General features: G+C 59.3%; 18 protein-coding genes and 3 pseudogenes. 9 read left to right on the top strand and 12 right to left on the bottom strand.

Annotation, left to right across the window (positions count from 1 at the left end):
* Positions 1 to 43: 43 nt before the first annotated feature.
* Both AU14_RS20875 and AU14_RS20870 read left to right on the top strand, forming a co-directional pair.
* The gene (locus AU14_RS20875) at positions 44 to 415 is read left to right on the top strand and encodes a hypothetical protein (RefSeq protein ID WP_052471981.1); all 372 of its coding nucleotides are present in this window, start codon (positions 44 to 46) and stop codon (positions 413 to 415) included.
* 38 nt (positions 416 to 453) lie between these two features.
* A complete protein-coding gene (locus AU14_RS20870; RefSeq protein ID WP_052471980.1) occupies positions 454 to 657 on the top strand; it encodes a hypothetical protein in 204 nt (67 codons plus the stop codon).
* Positions 658 to 699: 42 nt separating this feature from the next.
* Here the strand turns inward: AU14_RS20870 and AU14_RS05975 are convergent, their stop codons facing one another.
* Positions 700 to 915 carry a dodecin gene (locus AU14_RS05975; RefSeq protein ID WP_041339667.1) on the bottom strand — a complete coding sequence of 72 codons (216 nt, stop codon included), beginning with the start codon at positions 913 to 915 and terminating at the stop codon, positions 700 to 702.
* 159 nt (positions 916 to 1,074) lie between these two features.
* Between AU14_RS05975 and AU14_RS05970 the strand changes: the two genes are divergently transcribed.
* Complete coding sequence (locus AU14_RS05970; protein ID WP_041339665.1) at positions 1,075 to 1,854, top strand: DUF3750 domain-containing protein; 780 nt, start codon at positions 1,075 to 1,077, stop codon at positions 1,852 to 1,854.
* Positions 1,855 to 1,863: 9 nt separating this feature from the next.
* Here AU14_RS05970 and AU14_RS18985 read toward each other — a convergent pair.
* The 4 genes and pseudogenes from AU14_RS18985 to AU14_RS20860 form a co-directional block, all read right to left on the bottom strand.
* Positions 1,864 to 2,174: pseudogene (locus AU14_RS18985) on the bottom strand (AzlD family protein).
* On the bottom strand, positions 2,171 to 2,911 hold the full coding sequence (locus AU14_RS05965) for an AzlC family ABC transporter permease (protein WP_041339663.1): 741 nt from the start codon (positions 2,909 to 2,911) through the stop codon (positions 2,171 to 2,173). The pseudogene AU14_RS18985 and the gene AU14_RS05965 overlap by 4 nt, the downstream one beginning before the upstream one ends.
* Before the next feature lie 85 nt (positions 2,912 to 2,996).
* Positions 2,997 to 3,332 (bottom strand): hypothetical protein, encoded by a 336-nt coding sequence (locus tag AU14_RS20865; RefSeq protein WP_236744478.1) that lies wholly within the window; start codon positions 3,330 to 3,332, stop codon positions 2,997 to 2,999.
* Between the two features lie 11 nt (positions 3,333 to 3,343).
* A complete protein-coding gene (locus AU14_RS20860) occupies positions 3,344 to 3,538 on the bottom strand; it encodes a hypothetical protein (RefSeq protein ID WP_236744477.1) in 195 nt (64 codons plus the stop codon).
* Between the two features lie 619 nt (positions 3,539 to 4,157).
* Between AU14_RS20860 and AU14_RS05955 the strand changes: the two genes are divergently transcribed.
* Entirely contained in the window at positions 4,158 to 5,258 is a 1,101-nt protein-coding gene (locus AU14_RS05955; protein ID WP_041339661.1) for a Glu/Leu/Phe/Val family dehydrogenase, read from the top strand.
* Between the two features lie 85 nt (positions 5,259 to 5,343).
* Positions 5,344 to 6,756 (top strand): sodium-dependent transporter, encoded by a 1,413-nt coding sequence (locus AU14_RS05950; RefSeq protein ID WP_041339660.1) that lies wholly within the window; start codon positions 5,344 to 5,346, stop codon positions 6,754 to 6,756.
* 102 nt (positions 6,757 to 6,858) lie between these two features.
* Here AU14_RS05950 and AU14_RS23220 read toward each other — a convergent pair.
* The 4 genes and pseudogenes from AU14_RS23220 to AU14_RS05930 form a co-directional block, all read right to left on the bottom strand.
* Positions 6,859 to 7,759, bottom strand: a pseudogene (locus AU14_RS23220) (NAD-dependent protein deacetylase).
* A 16-nt stretch (positions 7,760 to 7,775) separates the two neighbouring features.
* Positions 7,776 to 8,507 carry a polyamine aminopropyltransferase gene (locus tag AU14_RS05940; RefSeq protein ID WP_041339659.1) on the bottom strand — a complete coding sequence of 244 codons (732 nt, stop codon included), beginning with the start codon at positions 8,505 to 8,507 and terminating at the stop codon, positions 7,776 to 7,778.
* Positions 8,508 to 8,685: 178 nt separating this feature from the next.
* Entirely contained in the window at positions 8,686 to 9,249 is a 564-nt protein-coding gene (locus tag AU14_RS05935) for a DUF1415 domain-containing protein (RefSeq protein WP_041343687.1), read from the bottom strand.
* Between the two features lie 176 nt (positions 9,250 to 9,425).
* Positions 9,426 to 11,011: pseudogene (locus AU14_RS05930) on the bottom strand (ABC-F family ATPase).
* 194 nt (positions 11,012 to 11,205) lie between these two features.
* Between AU14_RS05930 and AU14_RS05925 the strand changes: the two are divergent.
* Positions 11,206 to 11,484 carry a peptidylprolyl isomerase gene (locus AU14_RS05925; protein ID WP_041339657.1) on the top strand — a complete coding sequence of 93 codons (279 nt, stop codon included), beginning with the start codon at positions 11,206 to 11,208 and terminating at the stop codon, positions 11,482 to 11,484.
* Positions 11,484 to 12,434 carry a VanZ family protein gene (locus AU14_RS05920; protein ID WP_041339655.1) on the top strand — a complete coding sequence of 317 codons (951 nt, stop codon included), beginning with the start codon at positions 11,484 to 11,486 and terminating at the stop codon, positions 12,432 to 12,434. Before AU14_RS05925 ends, AU14_RS05920 begins: the two co-directional genes overlap by 1 nt.
* Here the strand turns inward: AU14_RS05920 and AU14_RS05915 are convergent.
* Positions 12,421 to 13,605 carry a M24 family metallopeptidase gene (locus AU14_RS05915; RefSeq protein ID WP_041339653.1) on the bottom strand — a complete coding sequence of 395 codons (1,185 nt, stop codon included), beginning with the start codon at positions 13,603 to 13,605 and terminating at the stop codon, positions 12,421 to 12,423. The two genes, AU14_RS05920 and AU14_RS05915, sit on opposite strands and share 14 nt — an antisense overlap.
* Positions 13,606 to 13,713: 108 nt before the next feature.
* Here AU14_RS05915 and AU14_RS05910 point away from each other — a divergent pair, with 108 nt between their 5' ends.
* Positions 13,714 to 14,838 carry an MBL fold metallo-hydrolase gene (locus tag AU14_RS05910; protein ID WP_052471979.1) on the top strand — a complete coding sequence of 375 codons (1,125 nt, stop codon included), beginning with the start codon at positions 13,714 to 13,716 and terminating at the stop codon, positions 14,836 to 14,838.
* On the opposite strand, the gene AU14_RS05905 is transcribed toward AU14_RS05910, so the two are convergent.
* Together AU14_RS05905 and AU14_RS20850 are read right to left on the bottom strand one after the other, a co-directional pair.
* Positions 14,765 to 15,382: a DUF2059 domain-containing protein gene (locus tag AU14_RS05905; RefSeq protein WP_236744475.1), complete on the bottom strand. Its 618-nt coding sequence runs from the start codon at positions 15,380 to 15,382 to the stop codon at positions 14,765 to 14,767. The genes AU14_RS05910 and AU14_RS05905 overlap by 74 nt on opposite strands.
* A gap of 46 nt (positions 15,383 to 15,428) precedes the next feature.
* Positions 15,429 to 15,593: a hypothetical protein gene (locus tag AU14_RS20850; protein ID WP_236744474.1), complete on the bottom strand. Its 165-nt coding sequence runs from the start codon at positions 15,591 to 15,593 to the stop codon at positions 15,429 to 15,431.
* Positions 15,594 to 15,682: 89 nt separating this feature from the next.
* On the opposite strand from AU14_RS20850, the gene AU14_RS05900 reads away from it, so the two are divergent.
* Entirely contained in the window at positions 15,683 to 16,402 is a 720-nt protein-coding gene (locus AU14_RS05900; RefSeq protein ID WP_456237742.1) for a transglycosylase SLT domain-containing protein, read from the top strand.
* The last annotated feature ends 7 nt before the right edge of the window (positions 16,403 to 16,409 follow it).

Genomic DNA, 16,409 nt, shown 5'->3' with positions numbered 1-16,409 from the left:
ATACTGAACATTCAAAGCACGTTTGTGTATAGGAATACGCGCCATGGACACGGAGCCACTGCTGAACATCACCAATGGCGGCCAACTAGCTGTTCTGTTGGCCGGTGCGGCGCTTTTGCTGAGTTTGCTGGCGCTCTGGCTGGGCGCTGGTGCCAAACGCTCCGCGAGTAGGGACATCGACGGCCTGCGTCAGAAGATCGGCAGCATGGGTCGGGAAGTGGACGAGATCCGGGTCAGCCAGTTCAACGCTCCCGAGCGGGAGCCTCGGCATTTCAAGGTGTTGAGGCCAGCATCGCGAAATATCGCGCCGAAAAGAGCGCCTACGACCAGATCTGGCCGCAACTCTGGTTCCTGCACGACCGGCTCGGGATGTTCCTGCGTGCTGTCGAGAATGGGGAATCAGCAGGTGAACTAAGACTGGAAGCCAGGAATGCCGCCCTGGACGCCCGTACCATGCTCAATCGCAATCGGCCTTACTGCAGCGAGGCGGTGGATGAGTTGATTACCCAGCTCATCGATACCCAGATCAAGGTTCATCTGACCGCCTGCCAGCACCTGGACCTGCTGAAAGAGACTGCCGGTTCACCGTCGGATCACGAGCGCCGGGTATTGCGGGATAAATGTCATACCCTCTACGAGGCGAGGCCCGGGACCTGATGAATCGCCTGGCAGTGGCCATCCGGGCCCGGGTGATTAACGTCAGCTATCCTTGATGCGGAAGCCGACTTTCATCACCACCTGATAATGGCCAACCTTGCCATCCTCGATGTGACCCCGGGTTTCCATCACTTCAAACCACTCCATGTTGCGAATGCTTTTGCTGCATTCCTCGAGGCCATTCTCAATCGCGTTTTCTATGCTCTTGCGCGAGGAACCGACGATTTCCACCTTCTTGTACACATGATGGTCGGACATGGTACCGCTCCTTAGCCTTTGCTTTTTGACGTGTACATTCAGCCTAGAAGACAACCCCATCGCCAGCAAACGGAGCCGGTGTGGTGCAATCTGGCGGAGGCATTGGCGCGTATCGACTATCAGTGCCAACATAATTAATACCCCACCCCGGACACCGTTATGAAGCGAACGCTGAAATACACCGCCTGGTTCCTCGGTGCCCTGCTCATGTTGCTGACAGGCCCCTTGCTCCTGGCCACCAGTAGCAGCCTGCAGGGTGCCGAAAGCTGGCGAACCGCAACCCGCGCCAGCGCCGGGATCGCGCCGCGCCCGGAACAGCATCCGGAAGCGGTGGTTCAGATCTACGGAGCCCGGGCCTGGAGCTGGCGTGGTTACTTTGCCGTGCACACCTGGATTGCCACCAAGGAGGCGGGTGCCGAGCAGTATCGGGTTCATGAGGTCACTGGCTGGCGTCGCTACGTGGTCAGCTCCCGCCTGAGCGAACCCGATCGCCATTGGTACGGCGCCAAACCCGAACTCTACGCCGACATTCGCGGCGCGGAAGCGCAAGCGCTGATTCCGACCATCTATCAGGCCGTGGACGCCTATCCCTACGTCACTGAATACGAAGCATGGCCTGGGCCCAACAGCAACACCTTTACCGCCTGGGTAATTCGGGAGGTACCGGGACTGGATGTGGCACTGCCGAGTAACGCCATTGGCAAGGACTACTTGGGCAACCGTGTGGTGGCGGAGGTGCCGGGCGGTTCCGGCTACCAACTGTCCATGGGTGGGTATCTAGGGATCCTGGCGGGGGTGCGAGAGGGTTTGGAGCTGAACATTCTGGGTCTGTCCCTGGGAGTGAACCCCATGGCCCTGGGTATCAAGCTGCCCGGCATCGGCGAGCTGGCATTGCGAAATCCCAACCCGATGTCAGAGGCTGCCTCAGCAGGCCGGTAGCAGACTCTTCTAGAACAGGTAGCGCACGAGCCTGCGGCGGCAATGCCGGCGCCAATGGCCGGCAGGGGCTTCCTGAGCGCCAGCATGGTCACAGCTGTTACCGAGAGCGCGGCAACCGCACCGGCGTCGCCAGAAAATGCCATGGGCACGACGATGGCAATCAGCACCGAACTGGCCATGGTATTGATGAAGCTCTCAATGCGCGGACTGATCCGGACAAAGGACATGGCAAACACGCCACCAAACCGGGTGACCAAAGTAACCAGCGCCATGATGGCAATCAGAGCGAGGACACCCGCGGTGGTGGTTTCAATGGTCATGCTTGCTCTCCGTCCTGTGCCGCAGCCTTCGCTTGCGGTTGATCCAGCCAGAAGTAGCCGATCAGACCACCGGCCAACGCGCCGGCTACCACATGGGTATGCGGCGGCAGCCACTTCCACGCAGCCAGGGACGCCAGGGCAGCAACGCCCCAGGCAACCAGAACCCTTGGGGATTTCTTGCCGCCCAACGCCATCGCCAGCAGGAAGCAACCCAGCACCATATCCAGCCCGAGACTCTTGGGATTCTGCAGCACCCCACCGAAGTACACACCCAGCCAGGTACCCACGAGCCACGCCAGCCAGAGCACCAACCCGCCGCCCAGGATTACTTCCAGGTTACGTCGGCCGTTCTGGTATTCCTGGGCAGATACCGCCCAGTTGGCGTCAGTCAGAAACAACAGCAGGCCGTAGCGCTTCAACGGCGCCACGTCTTTAAGCATCGGGTACAGGGACGCACCCATCAACAGATGCCGGGAATTGATCGCAAAGACCACCGCGATCAGCGGCAGCACCGAGACCTCGGTACCCCACATATCGGTGGCGGCGAACTGGGAAGCACCGGCAAACACCGTGGTGCTCATCAACATCGCTTCCAGTGGCAGCAGACCCTGCTGGGTGGCGGCCAATCCGAAGGCAGCACCAAATGCCACCACGAACAGGGAGATGGGAAAGAGCCGGAAAAACTCCTGACGGACTTTATGCGGCTGAATTTGGTATGCGTAGGAAGCGACGGACATCAGAGGAAGCTAAGTTAGTTTCCTCTGAGCGCGTATAGGTAAATACCGAAGCCTGCCGCTTACGGCAGCTTAACCCATGACTGGCTCAATGCATGATATGCACTCGCCCATCCGCTGCTGCAAAGGGATTGTTGACACTGCTGCCTTCGCCGCGAAGCGCCACTTCCGGGTGCAATCGCTCCATCAACATCTCGACGCGCTCAACATCCGCTTTGGGCACATCCACCATGATCAGGTACTTGCCGGCTTCGATGTCCTTGTGAAAACGCCGGATTCGGTAGTTTTCCGAACCAATGCCGCCGAAGCCTCCAAGCCAGCCACCCGCCAGCACTGCAAACACCCCCATGGCCACAAACGCCGACGTTGGCCAGGCCAGGTCGCCCCAGAGAGCCAAGGGCAGGATGAAGAACAGTGCAAACAAACCACCTATGATCAGCCTCGTTCCACAAATCTGGGCAGATCGGTGCGATCAAGCACACTGGCGCTATGAACATGATGCGAGTACAGACCGGCTTCGTCCTTACTGACCACATGAAACCGCCAGTTGGAGACGCCGTCGCGATGCAGGTCGTCGGAGATGCTTTCCACGTTGTCGATAGCATCGACGAGATAAAACAGTCGTTTCATGATTCCCTCCTTCGCTCACTAAGAGCGGGCAACCACAAGACTCATTATACCGCAGCCACCCTCGGTCACGGCCCCGGCCCTCAAAACGATTAGCGCTAACGGCCGCGCGGATATACCCCATTTCTATAAAAATTGTCCGGGGTCACAAGTGCTTGCCGTGGTTTCAATGAGACCTGAAAAATTGATTAGCTTTTGCAAGTTGACGTTCACGTAAAAAGAAATTAGTTTGTTTTCTGTCCGGCCCCAAAAGGGCACTTTCAAAGGGTACTTTCCCCTGCGAAACGGACAACTGAAATCGCAACGCCGGCCACAAGCCGGTCGACAACAACAAGACTGCCGCCATTGCCGCGATCCGGTGAGGGGGAGGGGATTTCAACATGCCACATTCAGTAAGCCACCCAGGCAGGCTGCGTTCCGCGCACGTGTGCCCCTCTGCATCAAACAGACGTTCTCACCTGACATCGATCGGCATTCCGGCATCCGGGCTTGCGCCATCCTGAGTACAGGCATCCGGAATCAGCACCACCAACGAATCGCGAGTGCCGCGGTCTAACAACAAAACACCGGCTGTTCAGGCCCCACAAGGGTAGTTCCAGCCAAGAAAGATAGGTGAAACGCCATGAACGTATTCAGCCACCCCGAGTTCGACAACCACGAACATCTGTCCTTTTTCTGTGATCCCGAGACCGGCTTGAAAGCCATTGTTGCGATCCACAACACCTCTCGCGGACCCGCACTTGGCGGCTGCCGGATGTACCCCTACGCCTCCGATGAAGAAGCGCTGCGCGATGTACTGCGTTTGTCCAAGGGCATGACCTACAAATCGGCTCTGGCCAATCTGGACCTTGGCGGTGGCAAGTCTGTGATCATCGGTGACCCACGCAAGCAGAAGTCCGAAGCCCTGCTCGAAGCCATGGGCAAGCACCTGGAGAGTCTGGGTGGCCAATACATCGCGGCGGAAGATTCCGGCACCAGCGTGCCCGACCTGAAGATCATGGGCCGCCACACCCAGAACGTCGCCGGCGTTGCCGAGCGCATGGGTTTTGACGGCAAACCGAGTAATGGCGACCCCTCACCGGCCACCGCCTGGGGCACTTTCGTCGGTCTTAAGGCCGCGGTTAAGCATCAGCTGGGTCGGGACGACCTGACAGGCCTGAAGGTTGCGATCCAGGGTATCGGCAATGTCGGCTTCCGCCTGGCCAAGCATTTGAAAGAGGCGGGCGCGCAACTGTGGGTTTACGACATTTTTGCCGACAACATGCAGCGGGCCGTGGATGAGTTGGGCGCAACACCCGCGTCCGCCGAAGACATCCTGTACCTGCCCGTGGACGTGGTCGCACCCTGCGCCATGGGCGCCGTGCTGAATGACACCAGCATTCCGAAACTGAAAGCCAAAATCGTGGCCGGCGCCGCCAACAATCTGCTTGAGCGCGCGGACCACGACCAGGCCTTAAAAGACCGCGGAATCCTGTACGCACCGGATTTCGCCATCAATGCCGGCGGCATTATCGATGTGTTCTACGAGCGTACCGGAGCGTCTCCCGACACCGTGCGCGAACACGTCAATGGCATCGGCGACACGCTCAAGGAAATCTTTATCCGTTCTGACCGGAGCGGCCTGCCAACGGGCACCATCGCCAATGAGCTGGCGGAAGAACGGTTTCGCAAACACGTTGCCAAAGTGGAATCCCTGACCGAGCGCCTGGCGCGGGTCGGATAAACCCTGGCATCGATCTCTTTGGGGCCGAAGTTCGCTTTGGCCCCTGCTTTTCCAAACAACAACAAGTACCAAGCAGGAGACAGTTATGTCTGTATCAGATTCAGGTAGTGCCACCTACTCGGAGGCACTGGAAGGCTCCAACGCCAAGCGGGGGCTCTGGTCCTCCCGACTGGCGTTCATCCTGGCGGCAACCGGCTCGGCCGTCGGCCTGGGCAACATCTGGAAGTTCCCCTACATCACCGGTGAAAACGGCGGCGGCGCCTTTGTCCTGGTGTATCTGTTGTGTATTGCGGCAGTAGGTCTGCCGATCATGATGGCGGAAGTGCTGATCGGCCGCCGCGGTGGCCACAGCCCCGTTAACAGTCTGCGCCTGATTGCCGAGCGCGACCGGCTCAAGCCGGCGTGGCGTATGGTGGGCGCGGTCGGTGTACTGGCCGGCTTCCTGATCCTGTCGTTCTATTCCGTGATTGGCGGCTGGGCCGTGTCTTATGTGGGCACCGCCGCCAGTGGCCAATTGGTAGGCCAGTCCGCAGAGGCTGTCGGCGCTATCTTCTCCAACCTGCTCGGCGATCCGATGACCCTGCTGCTATGGCACACTGTGTTCATGGCACTGGTGATGCTCGTGGTCGCCAAAGGCGTCCGCGCCGGGCTTGAACGTGCGGTCAGCATCTTGATGCCCGGTCTGTTCGTGCTGCTGCTAATAGCCGTGGGTTACGCCATGACCAGCGGTGAGTTTGGTCGCGCCGTGAGCTTCCTGTTCCAGCCGGACTTCTCCAAGCTTTCAACCTCCGGCATCCTGGTCGCGCTCGGCCACGCCTTCTTTACCCTCAGCCTGGGTATGGCAGTGATGATGGCCTACGGCTCTTACCTGCCGAAAAACGTATCCATCGCCAAGACCTCCATTGCCGTCTCGGTGATCGACACCGGTGTTGCCCTGCTCGCCGGCCTGGCCATTTTCCCGATCGTATTCGCCAACGGCCTTGAACCGGGCGCCGGCCCTGGCCTGATCTTCCAGACTCTGCCGCTGGCCTTTGGCCAGATGCCCATGGGCAGCCTGTTCGGCACCCTGTTCTTTGTGCTGCTGATCTTCGCCGCCTGGACGTCCGGGATCTCCCTGCTGGAACCCATTGTCGAGTGGCTGGAAGAGCGTAAAGGCTTGAACCGCACCGCGAGCACCCTGGGTGCCGGTGTGGTGTGCTGGGCACTGGGTATTGCCTCCATCCTGTCCCTGAACCTGTGGTCCGATTTCGCACCACTGGGCAGTATTGCGATGTTCGAAGGCAAGACCATCTTTGACTTGCTGGACTTCTTTACCGCCAACATCCTGCTGCCGCTGGGCGGCCTGCTGGTTGCTGTATTTGCCGGCTGGGTGATGTCCCGCGAGGCGGTGGAAAAAGAGCTGGCGTTGTCTGGCCCGATGTTCCGGTTGTGGTATCTCACCATTCGCTACTTCACCCCCGTGGCAGTAGCGGCCGTGTTCATCTACAACCTGATGTAAGCGCAACAGGTGGCAGTCGGTTCCTGGACCCGCCGGCCTGCGGCCTAATGCAAAGAGCCCACCAAATGGTGGGCTCTTTTTTTGCCAGGATCCGAAACCGATCTAAAGGCTGTAAACGGCCGATTCCAGCGTCTCGCCAATCCGCGCGTTCAGTTTCAGATCCACCAGGTCCTCGGCCCGGGTGCGGCCAAGATTCAATGTCGCAATGGGTTTGTTCCACTCCTTGGCATAGCGGCAGAAACGAAACCCCGAATACACCATCAGCGACGAGCCAATCACCAGCAGGCCATCGCTGGCCTTGAGCACATCCAGCGCCGAATACACCCTGTCCTTGGCACGTAATCCCCAAAAAACACCACGTCTGGTTTCAGGATGCCATCACACTTGGGGCAACCCGCTGGCCGGAAATCCGAGAAATCCACTTCCAGATCCGCGTCGCCATCCGGCGCCGTCTCCGCCTTGTAATGTTGAAAACCCGGATTCAGATCGGCACACCGATCGTGCACCTCGTCGCGCGGGCAGCGGTAATCGCAACTCATGCAGATAACTTCGTCGGCCCGGCCATGCAGGTCGGTCACCGCCCTTGTGCCGGCTTTCTGGTGCAGCCGATCAACGTTCTGGGTGACCACCAGGCTGCTGTGATTAAGCAGTTCCAGGTCGGAGATATGATGATGGGATGGGTTCGGCGCGGCATTGCGCATCACCGGCCAGCCAATCAGGCTTCGACCCCAGTAACGCTGCCGGGTTTCGTAACTGTCCATGAAGGCTGATGCTGCACCGGTTGCTTGCGCTTCCAGGCGCCCTCGCCGTCCCGATAATCGGGAATGCCGGAATCAGTGCTCACACCGGCCCCGGTCAGGATCAGCAACCGGGGATGACGGCGAATAAAGTCTGCCAGCAGGCCGCCGGCATGCTCCGGCTCGTGCAAAACCGGCGCATCGTCAGTTTCCGGCAGGCGCTGGCTGGAACTGAATGGTCGGGTTCGGTGGGTCGTCACAGGCATACAGACTCCGGAAAGTTCAGCCCGGTTTGCGGGCTACGTATACGGTGTTAAACGATTCCCTGTTCTGAAACGGATTAAAAAAACGCACGTAATGGCAGGCGACGTCGGTAAACACATCCCGCAGCACGGCCATGAATTCCTCGTCTTCCCCTTCGTTCGACCACATGGCAAAGATGCCACGGGGTTTCAGCTGCTGTGCCATCTTGCCGATGTTATCGGTGGTGTAGAAGCTGGCATTGGAATCGTGCAGCAGGGCCCGGGGCGAATGGTCGATATCCAGCAGGATGGCATCAAAAGTTCGACCTGGTGATGCGGGATCAAACCCACCCTCACTGGGCTCTGCAATGGCCAGATCAAAGAAACTGCCATGGACGTAACGGCTCCGGGCGTCGGCGTTGATGTCTGCACCGAGCGGCACCAATTCCTGCTCGTGCCAGCCAATGACCGGTTCCAGATATTCCACAATCAGCAACTCGCCAACCCGCTCATGCTTGAGCGCTGCCACGGCGGTGTAGCCAAGCCCCAGTCCGCCAACGACGACACTGAGGTTGTCGCCTTCGGTCTCGTTCAGGCCAATGTCTGACAGGGCGATCTCGGCGTCCACAAACATGCTGGACATCAGGAACTCTTCGCCGAGCTTTACCTCGAAGATATCGCGGTCGCCAATGGCCGGAATCTTCCTGCGCCTGAGGGTGATCTCGCCGATTTCCGACGGTTGGCTGTCAATTTGCTCGAAAAGAAGTCCCAAGGTTTGCCTCGTCGTTCGGTGACTGCGGTTTGTGGTTGCTCAACTCGCCTTCAAATCCGAGTTGTCGCGGCTAGAAAAGCCCTTCCCAAACCCGCTCAAGCACATCCATGTGGCGCTTGAGCTCCGCCATCCATGGCTCCGCACAGTTTGGGAAGGGCTTTTCCACCCGCTCCTCGTTTTACTCCCCTAGCGTCTTGGAGCTCTTGATGCAATTCAAGAGAGCTTCGCGCATTGTTTCGACGCCCAGTTCTTCAGTCAATTTGATGTTGCGACCGGGAATTCCGTCCACGTCCGGATGGCTTTCGATCGCAGCTTCCAGACTCGCTTCACGCAACAGGTGAAGCATCGGGTACGGAGAACGATTGGTGTAGTTCTCCGCCGACTCCGGGTCGGTACCCGCGAACTGGTAGTCCGGGTGAAAGCTCGCAATCTGATATACACCTTCCATATCCAGATAGGCCAGCAAACCATCGGCCGCATCAAGAAACTCATTGTAGGCTTCGAAGTCCTGCAATACACCCGGATGGATCAACACCGTGGTTTCAACCTCGGGCTCCTCGTCCAGGCGCTGAAGCTCTGAATGCAACGCTTGCAGCAAGCTATCTTCGTCGGCAGCGTCGGATACCACGAACCGCACGCGGTCCCGAACCAGCTCCTTCTTTGCGAATGGACAAAGGTTGTAGCCGACGACCACGTTCTCGACCCACTTACGCGTCGCATTTACGATCTCAGTCTCTGTCATGGTACTTACCTTCTTGAATCGGGTGTCCGCACCGAGTTCAGAGCGGGCGGGTGGGCATGTCTTGCCAAAACTGTGCGCAGCCATGGATGGCGGAGCTCAAGCGTCACATGGACGTGCCGAAGGAGCGGGTTTTGGCAAGACATGCCTACCCGCCCGCCGGCACCGAAGTCAGAGAATCAAACGTAACCCTGACTCCTAAGATAATCATCATAAGAACCACTGAAGTCAGTAACCCCATCGGCACTCAGTTCGATAATGCGCGTTGCCAAAGAAGAAACAAACTCCCGGTCGTGGCTGACAAAGATCAGCGTACCCGGATAATTCTCCAGCGCCAGGTTCAACGCCTCGATGGACTCCATGTCCAGGTGGTTGGTGGGCTCGTCCATCAACATCACGTTGGGCTTTTGCAGGATCAACTTGCCGAACAGCATCCGGCCCTGCTCACCACCCGAGATCACTTTAACCGACTTGCCAATGTCATCACCGGAGAACAGCATCCGCCCGAGCGTGCCACGAACCAGCTGTTCGCCGCCGGTGGTCCACTGGGCCATCCAGTCGCTGAGGGTGTCGTCGGAAGCAAAGTCGGCCGTGTGGTCCTGGGCGTAGTAGCCAACCTCGGCACTGTCGGTCCACTTGACCTCGCCGGCGTCGGGCTCATAGGCGCCTGCCATGCACTGCAGCAGCGTGGTTTTGCCGATGCCGTTCGGGCCGATGATGGCCACGCGCTCGCCGGCTTCTACCTGCAGGTCCAGCTTGTTGAACAGGGTTTCGCCATCGAAGCCCTTGCTCAGCTTATGCAGGGTCACGGCCTGACGGTGCAGTTTCTTGCCCTGCTCAAAGCGGATGAACGGGCTCACCCGGCTTGAAGGCTTCACCTCTTCGAGCTGAATCTTGTCGATCTGACGGGCGCGCGAGGTGGCCTGCTTCGCCTTGGAAGCGTTGGCCGAGAAGCGGCTGACGAACTGCTGCAGTTCGGCAATCTGGGCCTTCTTCTTGGCATTGTCCGCCTGCATGCGCTCGCGAGCCTGGGTGGCAGCGGTCATGTATTCGTCGTAGTTGCCCGGGAACAGGCGCAGCTCGCCATAGTCCAGATCCGCCATGTGGGTGCACACACTATTCAGGAAGTGGCGGTCGTGGGAAATGATAATCATGGTGCTGTTCCGAGCCACCAGGATGTTTTCCAACCAGCGGATGGTATTGATATCCAGGTGGTTAGTAGGCTCGTCAAGCAGCAGTACGTCCGGATCGGAGAACAGCGCCTGGGCCAGCAGCACCCGCAATTTCCAGCCTGGAGCCAGGGCGCTCATGGGGCCTTCGTGGTCTTCCAGGGGAATTTCCAGGCCTAGCAGCAGCTCGCCAGCACGGGCCTCGGCGGTGTAGCCGTCCATCTCGGCGAACTGCACTTCCAGATCCGCCACGGCCATGCCGTCCTCTTCACTCATCTCGGCCTGAGAGTAAATCCGGTCGCGCTCTTTCTTCACGTTCCAGAGCTCTTCGTGGCCCATGATCACGGTGTCCATCACCGTGCACTCTTCATAAGCGAACTGGTCCTGGCGCAGCTTACCCAGGCGGACGTTGGGCTCCAGCATAACCTGGCCGGCACTGGCTCAAGGTCACCGCCAAGAATCTTCATCAGGGTCGACTTACCGCAACCGTTGGCGCCGATCAGGCCGTAGCGATTACCGTTGTTGAATTTAGCCGAGACGTTTTCGAACAGGGGCTTGGCCCCGAATTGCATGGTGATATTGGCGGTGGAAATCAATCAGAAACCTATAGACGTGAGGCCGGTGCAGCCCATAGTGGCTGGCGCCGGCGAAAGAAAGCCGGCATTGTACAGGTTTGCAGGATCAATCGTGAGACCGCAGAAACACGGATAAAAAGCCCTTGCCTCAAACCGTGGGTACGGGCAGCATTCCGGTTCTGATGTTTTCAACAACCCACGTAAGGAGTTCAACCATGGCACAGGCAACTGCACGCCACATTCTGGTAGACAGCGAAGCGAAGTGTGAAGAACTGAAGAAAGCCATCGAAGGTGGCCAGGATTTCGCCGAAGTCGCCAAGCAGCATTCATCCTGCCCGTCCGGCCGCAACGGCGGCGACCTGGGATCATTCGGCCCGGGTCAGATGGTGCCTGAGTTCGACAAGGCAGTCTTCAACAGCGAACTGCACACTGTGCTTGGCCCGATCAAGACCCAGTTCGGCTATCACCTGCTGGAAGTTACCAGCCGCAGCTAATGGCTTCAGGCAGTATCCCGGCCAACACGCCCAAGGGGCAGCGACTACGTTCGCTGGCCCTTGTGGGTGTTGTCTTGATCACCCCTCTCCTGTTTATAGGCAGACCCGACTGGCTCCCCGGTGGCTTCAACTTCGCAGCCTGGAATCTGGGTCATGTTGTGTTGTTTGCCCTGCTGACCCTCGCCGTCAATCCCCGGCGTTGGCTCAGAGGCTGGCGCCTGTGGCTGGCTTCGACGGCCGCCGTGCTGGCGTTCGGTATTGCGGTTGAAACCGTGCAAGCCAATATGGGCCGCGATTTCGACTTGCGGGATCTTCTGCGCAACCTGATCGGCCTCTGGTTCGTTCTGGCCTGGCAGCCATTGCTAACCTTCCGGGTGCGCAACCGTGCCATCACGGCTATCCTGGCTCTATCAAGCACCCTGCTACTGCTTTATGAACTAAGCACCACCGGCGTGCAAGCAGCCCGTTACTTCAAGCTTGAGCACCAACTGCCTCAGGTTTATGACTTTGACCACAGTAATCCGTCGCTCTACTGGCGCGGGTCGGTTGAACCCTCTTCCCGGCATAATGGTAAACACGACCAGAGTCTAAAAATCGAACTGGGCACGGAGCGCTACTCCGGCGCCTCACTGTACCGGGTGCCCTCCGACTGGCGGGATTTCGAAACCCTGACTCTGCGTCTGCACAACCCGACGTCCGAGCCTCTCACCCTGATTCTGCGGATCAACGACATCCAGCATGAACGGGGCAGCAATGCCCTCAGTGACCGCTACAACACCCGGCTAGCTCTGCCCCCGGGGGTATCAAGCCACACCATCTCACTCGCGGATATTGAGCAGGCACCGGCGACCAGAACCATGAATCTGCGCCAGGTGCGCCGCCTGACCCTGTTTGCAACCGAACTGTCAGAGCCGAGAACGGTGTTCCTACAGGAACTCAGACTGGATTAAGCGACCACGGATTGGCGGTCAGGGCTTCTGCGCCGTGATCCGTCACCAGAACGGTTTCACTGCAGCCAATTCCCCACTGGCCCGGCACCCTGAGGCATATCGGCAAGTGAAACACCATGCCCGGCATGAACTCGGTATTGCCACCGCGGGCAATGAAGCCCGAGCCCTCCACCCAAGACGGCGGAAACTGAGCCCCGACCGTGTAGCCGAACACCCCGGAGAAAAAGACTCTCTTGGCCAGAGGAGCTAATGCCCGCTCGGCCTGTTGCGCTGCGAAATCAAAGGTGGTGCCGGGCTTGATCGACTCCAGCAAGGCATCCACCACCCGACGGCAGCCGTCGAATACCCGGCGCATATCCGCGGAAGGCTCACCGGCCACCACCGTCTGCATCATTGGCGCGGTGTAGCGATGCCAGGCCGCACCGAACTCAAGAAATACCGGCTCGCCCGGCTCCACCCGTACCCGATTGTGATTAGTGTGAATCACACTGCTGCGCCGTCCGGTAGTAACAATCGGCTGCATGCTCATGAATTCGCTGCCGCCCTCAATCAGTGCCCTGGAGCCAACCGCGGCAATGTCGTTATCGGTAACCCCTGGGCGCACGCTCGCCGCTGTAGCCTGAAGCCCCGCCATGGTGATCTTGGCGCTTTCGCGCAGAAACTCAATCTCGGTCTGGGATTTAACAATCCGAACCTTCTTCACCAAACCGCCCGCATCCACAAAGCGCACTCCGGACAGCCTTTCCTTCAAGCCCTCCAACACCCCCTGTCGCAGCGAGCCATGCCAGGCGTCGATGCCCACGGTGTCGGCAGAATCGTTCAGGGCGTCGATCAGGGGTAACAGCACCTCACCAATGCCTTCCCAGCGATAGCCGGACACGTTCGGCACCCGGGTAGTCACCATCGCCGGCCCCATTTCAATGGAGGGAACCTGCAGTAGGAGAGACGAGCCAGTGACCACTAGAGCGACATGGACAGACACCTCGAAGGTGCTGTAGCCGGTGAGGTAAAAAATGTCGGAACAGTCGGTGAGCAACAGCGCATCGATATCGTCATCAGCCATGCGCTGACGGACGCTGGAGAGGCGCTGTTCATACTCCCTGGGTGCAAACGGGCACTCAGCACCCCTCGACTGAACCGCTAACGCTTTCTGATAGGCATTGAAATCCATGGGAGTAACTCCCCGGTCGCATATACTAATGAGATTGGACCCAAATCGCCGGTTGTACAAATTTAGAGCAAGTTAGGCGATCTTCGGCGGCAATGGGAGGCGGACCTTATGCAGCAGAATCACAATGGCAGGGGCGCATTCGAGATCAGCGTGGAACTGGGCGCACTCACCAGCAATGGCCACGATCCTCAGATCGTGGTGCGGGTGGGACCCGCCGTGGCCTCCCTGGTCAACGGCATTGGTGGCGATCCACTGATGCAGTTACGCCTGCTGCACGAATCCCGCAGCCTGCTGTTCGATATGGGTGACAGCGGACGCATGGCGCTCCGGTCCGCACACCAGGTCACCGATGTCTTCATCACCCACTGCCATGCCGATCACATTGGCGGGTTTCTGTGGTTCCTGCGCAGCCGAATCGGCCACTTCCCTTCCTGCCGGCTGTTTGGCCCGCCCGGACTGCTGGGCCATATTGCAGGCATGGTTCGGGGGCTGCTGTGGGATCGGGTGGAAGACCGCGGCCCCAAATTCATCGTGCACGAGTGGCACGGCGACCACCTGAAACGCTGGCAACTGAACGCCGGCGCCGGCAGGCCGGAGGCCCTGGAGGACCTGCCCACGCCCGCTGGCGTGATCCATCGGGAGACGGAATTCCGAATAAGAGCCGCAATGCTGGACCATGGCACACCCGTAATGGCCTATGCCTGGGAGCCGTTTGGCAAACTCAACGTGCGGAAGAATGCATTGGAGGAGATCGATGCCCAGGCTGGGCCCTGGCTGCACGACCTCAAGCTGGCGGTGCTGAGAAAGCGCCCGGACGAACTGATTTCACCCGGTAACGGTGCCACCTACCGGGCCGAGGATCTGGCGGCCCAAATACTGATCCAGACCGCCGGCGAACCGGTGGTTTACGCCACGGACTTTGCCGACACCCCGGAGAACATTGACCGCATGACCGATCTGGCGCGCGGTGCCCACACGCTGTTTTGCGAGGCCTCCTTCATGGTGTCAGACGTAGATCAGGCCAAACGAACCGGTCACCTGACCACCGAGGCCACCGCCCGCATCGCCAACGCCGCGGGCGTGCGGCAACTGGTGGCGTTCCACTTCTCGCACCGTTACGCAAGGCGCCGGGAGCAGGTCTATGCCGAGCTGGGCCAATTCACTGACCGCTTGATTGTTCCGGAGAAAGAAACCGTGTCATCTGGTTGCCAACCGACTCAATCGGATCGGTAATGGCTTGCTGGATGCTGTCGGTAACCACCCGGGAAAACGCCGAACCCGGACCACTTTCGAGGAACGCCACGTATTGTTTCATTTCCTCGTTGTTGATGGTTTCGTAGGTAAACAGATAGCTCTCGTACACCTGTTGCTCCACGATACCCCTGATGGCGCCACGCTGGCTTTCAATACGCTGCTTGAGCTGGTCGTAGTTGACCGAATCGCTGCTGAACGCGGCCATGGCAGTGGCCAGACCGAGCTGAACCGCAATGGACGTATCCACAGCGCTTTCGGTGGCACGGGCAGCGCTGTCGAACCGGTCGAACAGGCGGGCACGTTCACTGCCCTGGTACTTCTCGTTGAGCGCTGGCGCCCGGGCCTTGATCTCTTTCCACATGGCCGGATCCGATGCCACGATCTCCGCCGCGGCAATTTTTCGGGCTACCGGCGATTGGTACCAGTCCGCGACTGCTTCCAGCTGCCGATCGTTCAAACCGGCTTCCAGGTCCTTCACGATCTGACGTTCAATGTCAGCGGCGCGAAAACTACCACTGACCACGTACCGATGGTTTCGGCTACCATCGGCGGTATCTGGTCGGTGCGTTTCAGGCCATCGCGGATACCTGGCTCATCATGGCCGGGTACTGGGCAACGATGTCATCCACCGGTGACGCGGCCAGGACCTGCTGCGCCGACGGCGCTGCTGTGGCGCTGCCGGAAACCAGCAGAGCGGCAACTAAAACAGGTTTAACTAGGGTGCCAAGCTTCATTTATCTACCATCTCGTTAAGTGCAGGCCCTGTTTATGACATGGGTTCCGCTCAGGCATCAAGCAATCCATGAGCTTTGGAGATGACAGTTTGGTAGGGAAAATCCGACAACCCGGGCGCCGACGCAAGGGACGCCGAGCGCGTCGCGTTAATGACTGGCGATCACGGGTTAAGTGGTACGGATTACCGGTGCTCGGCTTGCTGATGGGGGTATGGGCCACCCTGAGGTTTAGCCTGCTGGCGCCAGACCCACCCGCCAACCCCGAAGACCTGTGCGAAATCTTCCGGGAACACCCGGTATGGTACGACTACGCCCGCGAGTCCGAACAGCGCTGGGGCACGCCCATCGCCACCCAGATGGCCTTTGTGTACTACGAGTCGTCGTTTCGCAGCCATGCACGCCCGCCCAGAACACTGCTCTGGGGACTGATTCCATGGACCCGACCAACTTCGGCCTACGGCTATGCCCAGGCGCTGGACCCGGCCTGGGGAGAATACCTGGCCGCCAACGGCGACGGCTGGTTTACCGTTCGCACCGATATGGAATACGCCCTGGACTTTGTGGGCTGGTACAACCACCTGACCCACCGGCAGCTGGGCATCGAGTTCTACAATCCCCGCCAGCTATACCTGGCCTATCACGAGGGTCGGGGCGGCTACCAGCGCCGGACCTTCGACCAGAAACCGGACATCACCGCCCTGGCCAGCCGGGTGCAAACCCGGGCCTTCCGCTACGACAATCAGCTCCAGGTGTGCGAGCAGGAATTCCAATGCTGGCGCTGGTACCAGTTCTGGCCCTTCTGTGGCTAAGTGGTTC

The sequence above is a fragment of the Marinobacter similis genome, assembly GCF_000830985.1.
GTDB classification, from domain to species: domain Bacteria; phylum Pseudomonadota; class Gammaproteobacteria; order Pseudomonadales; family Oleiphilaceae; genus Marinobacter; species Marinobacter similis.
Note: the sequence above shows the minus strand (reverse complement) of the source record. Positions and strands in the feature narration are given on the sequence as shown.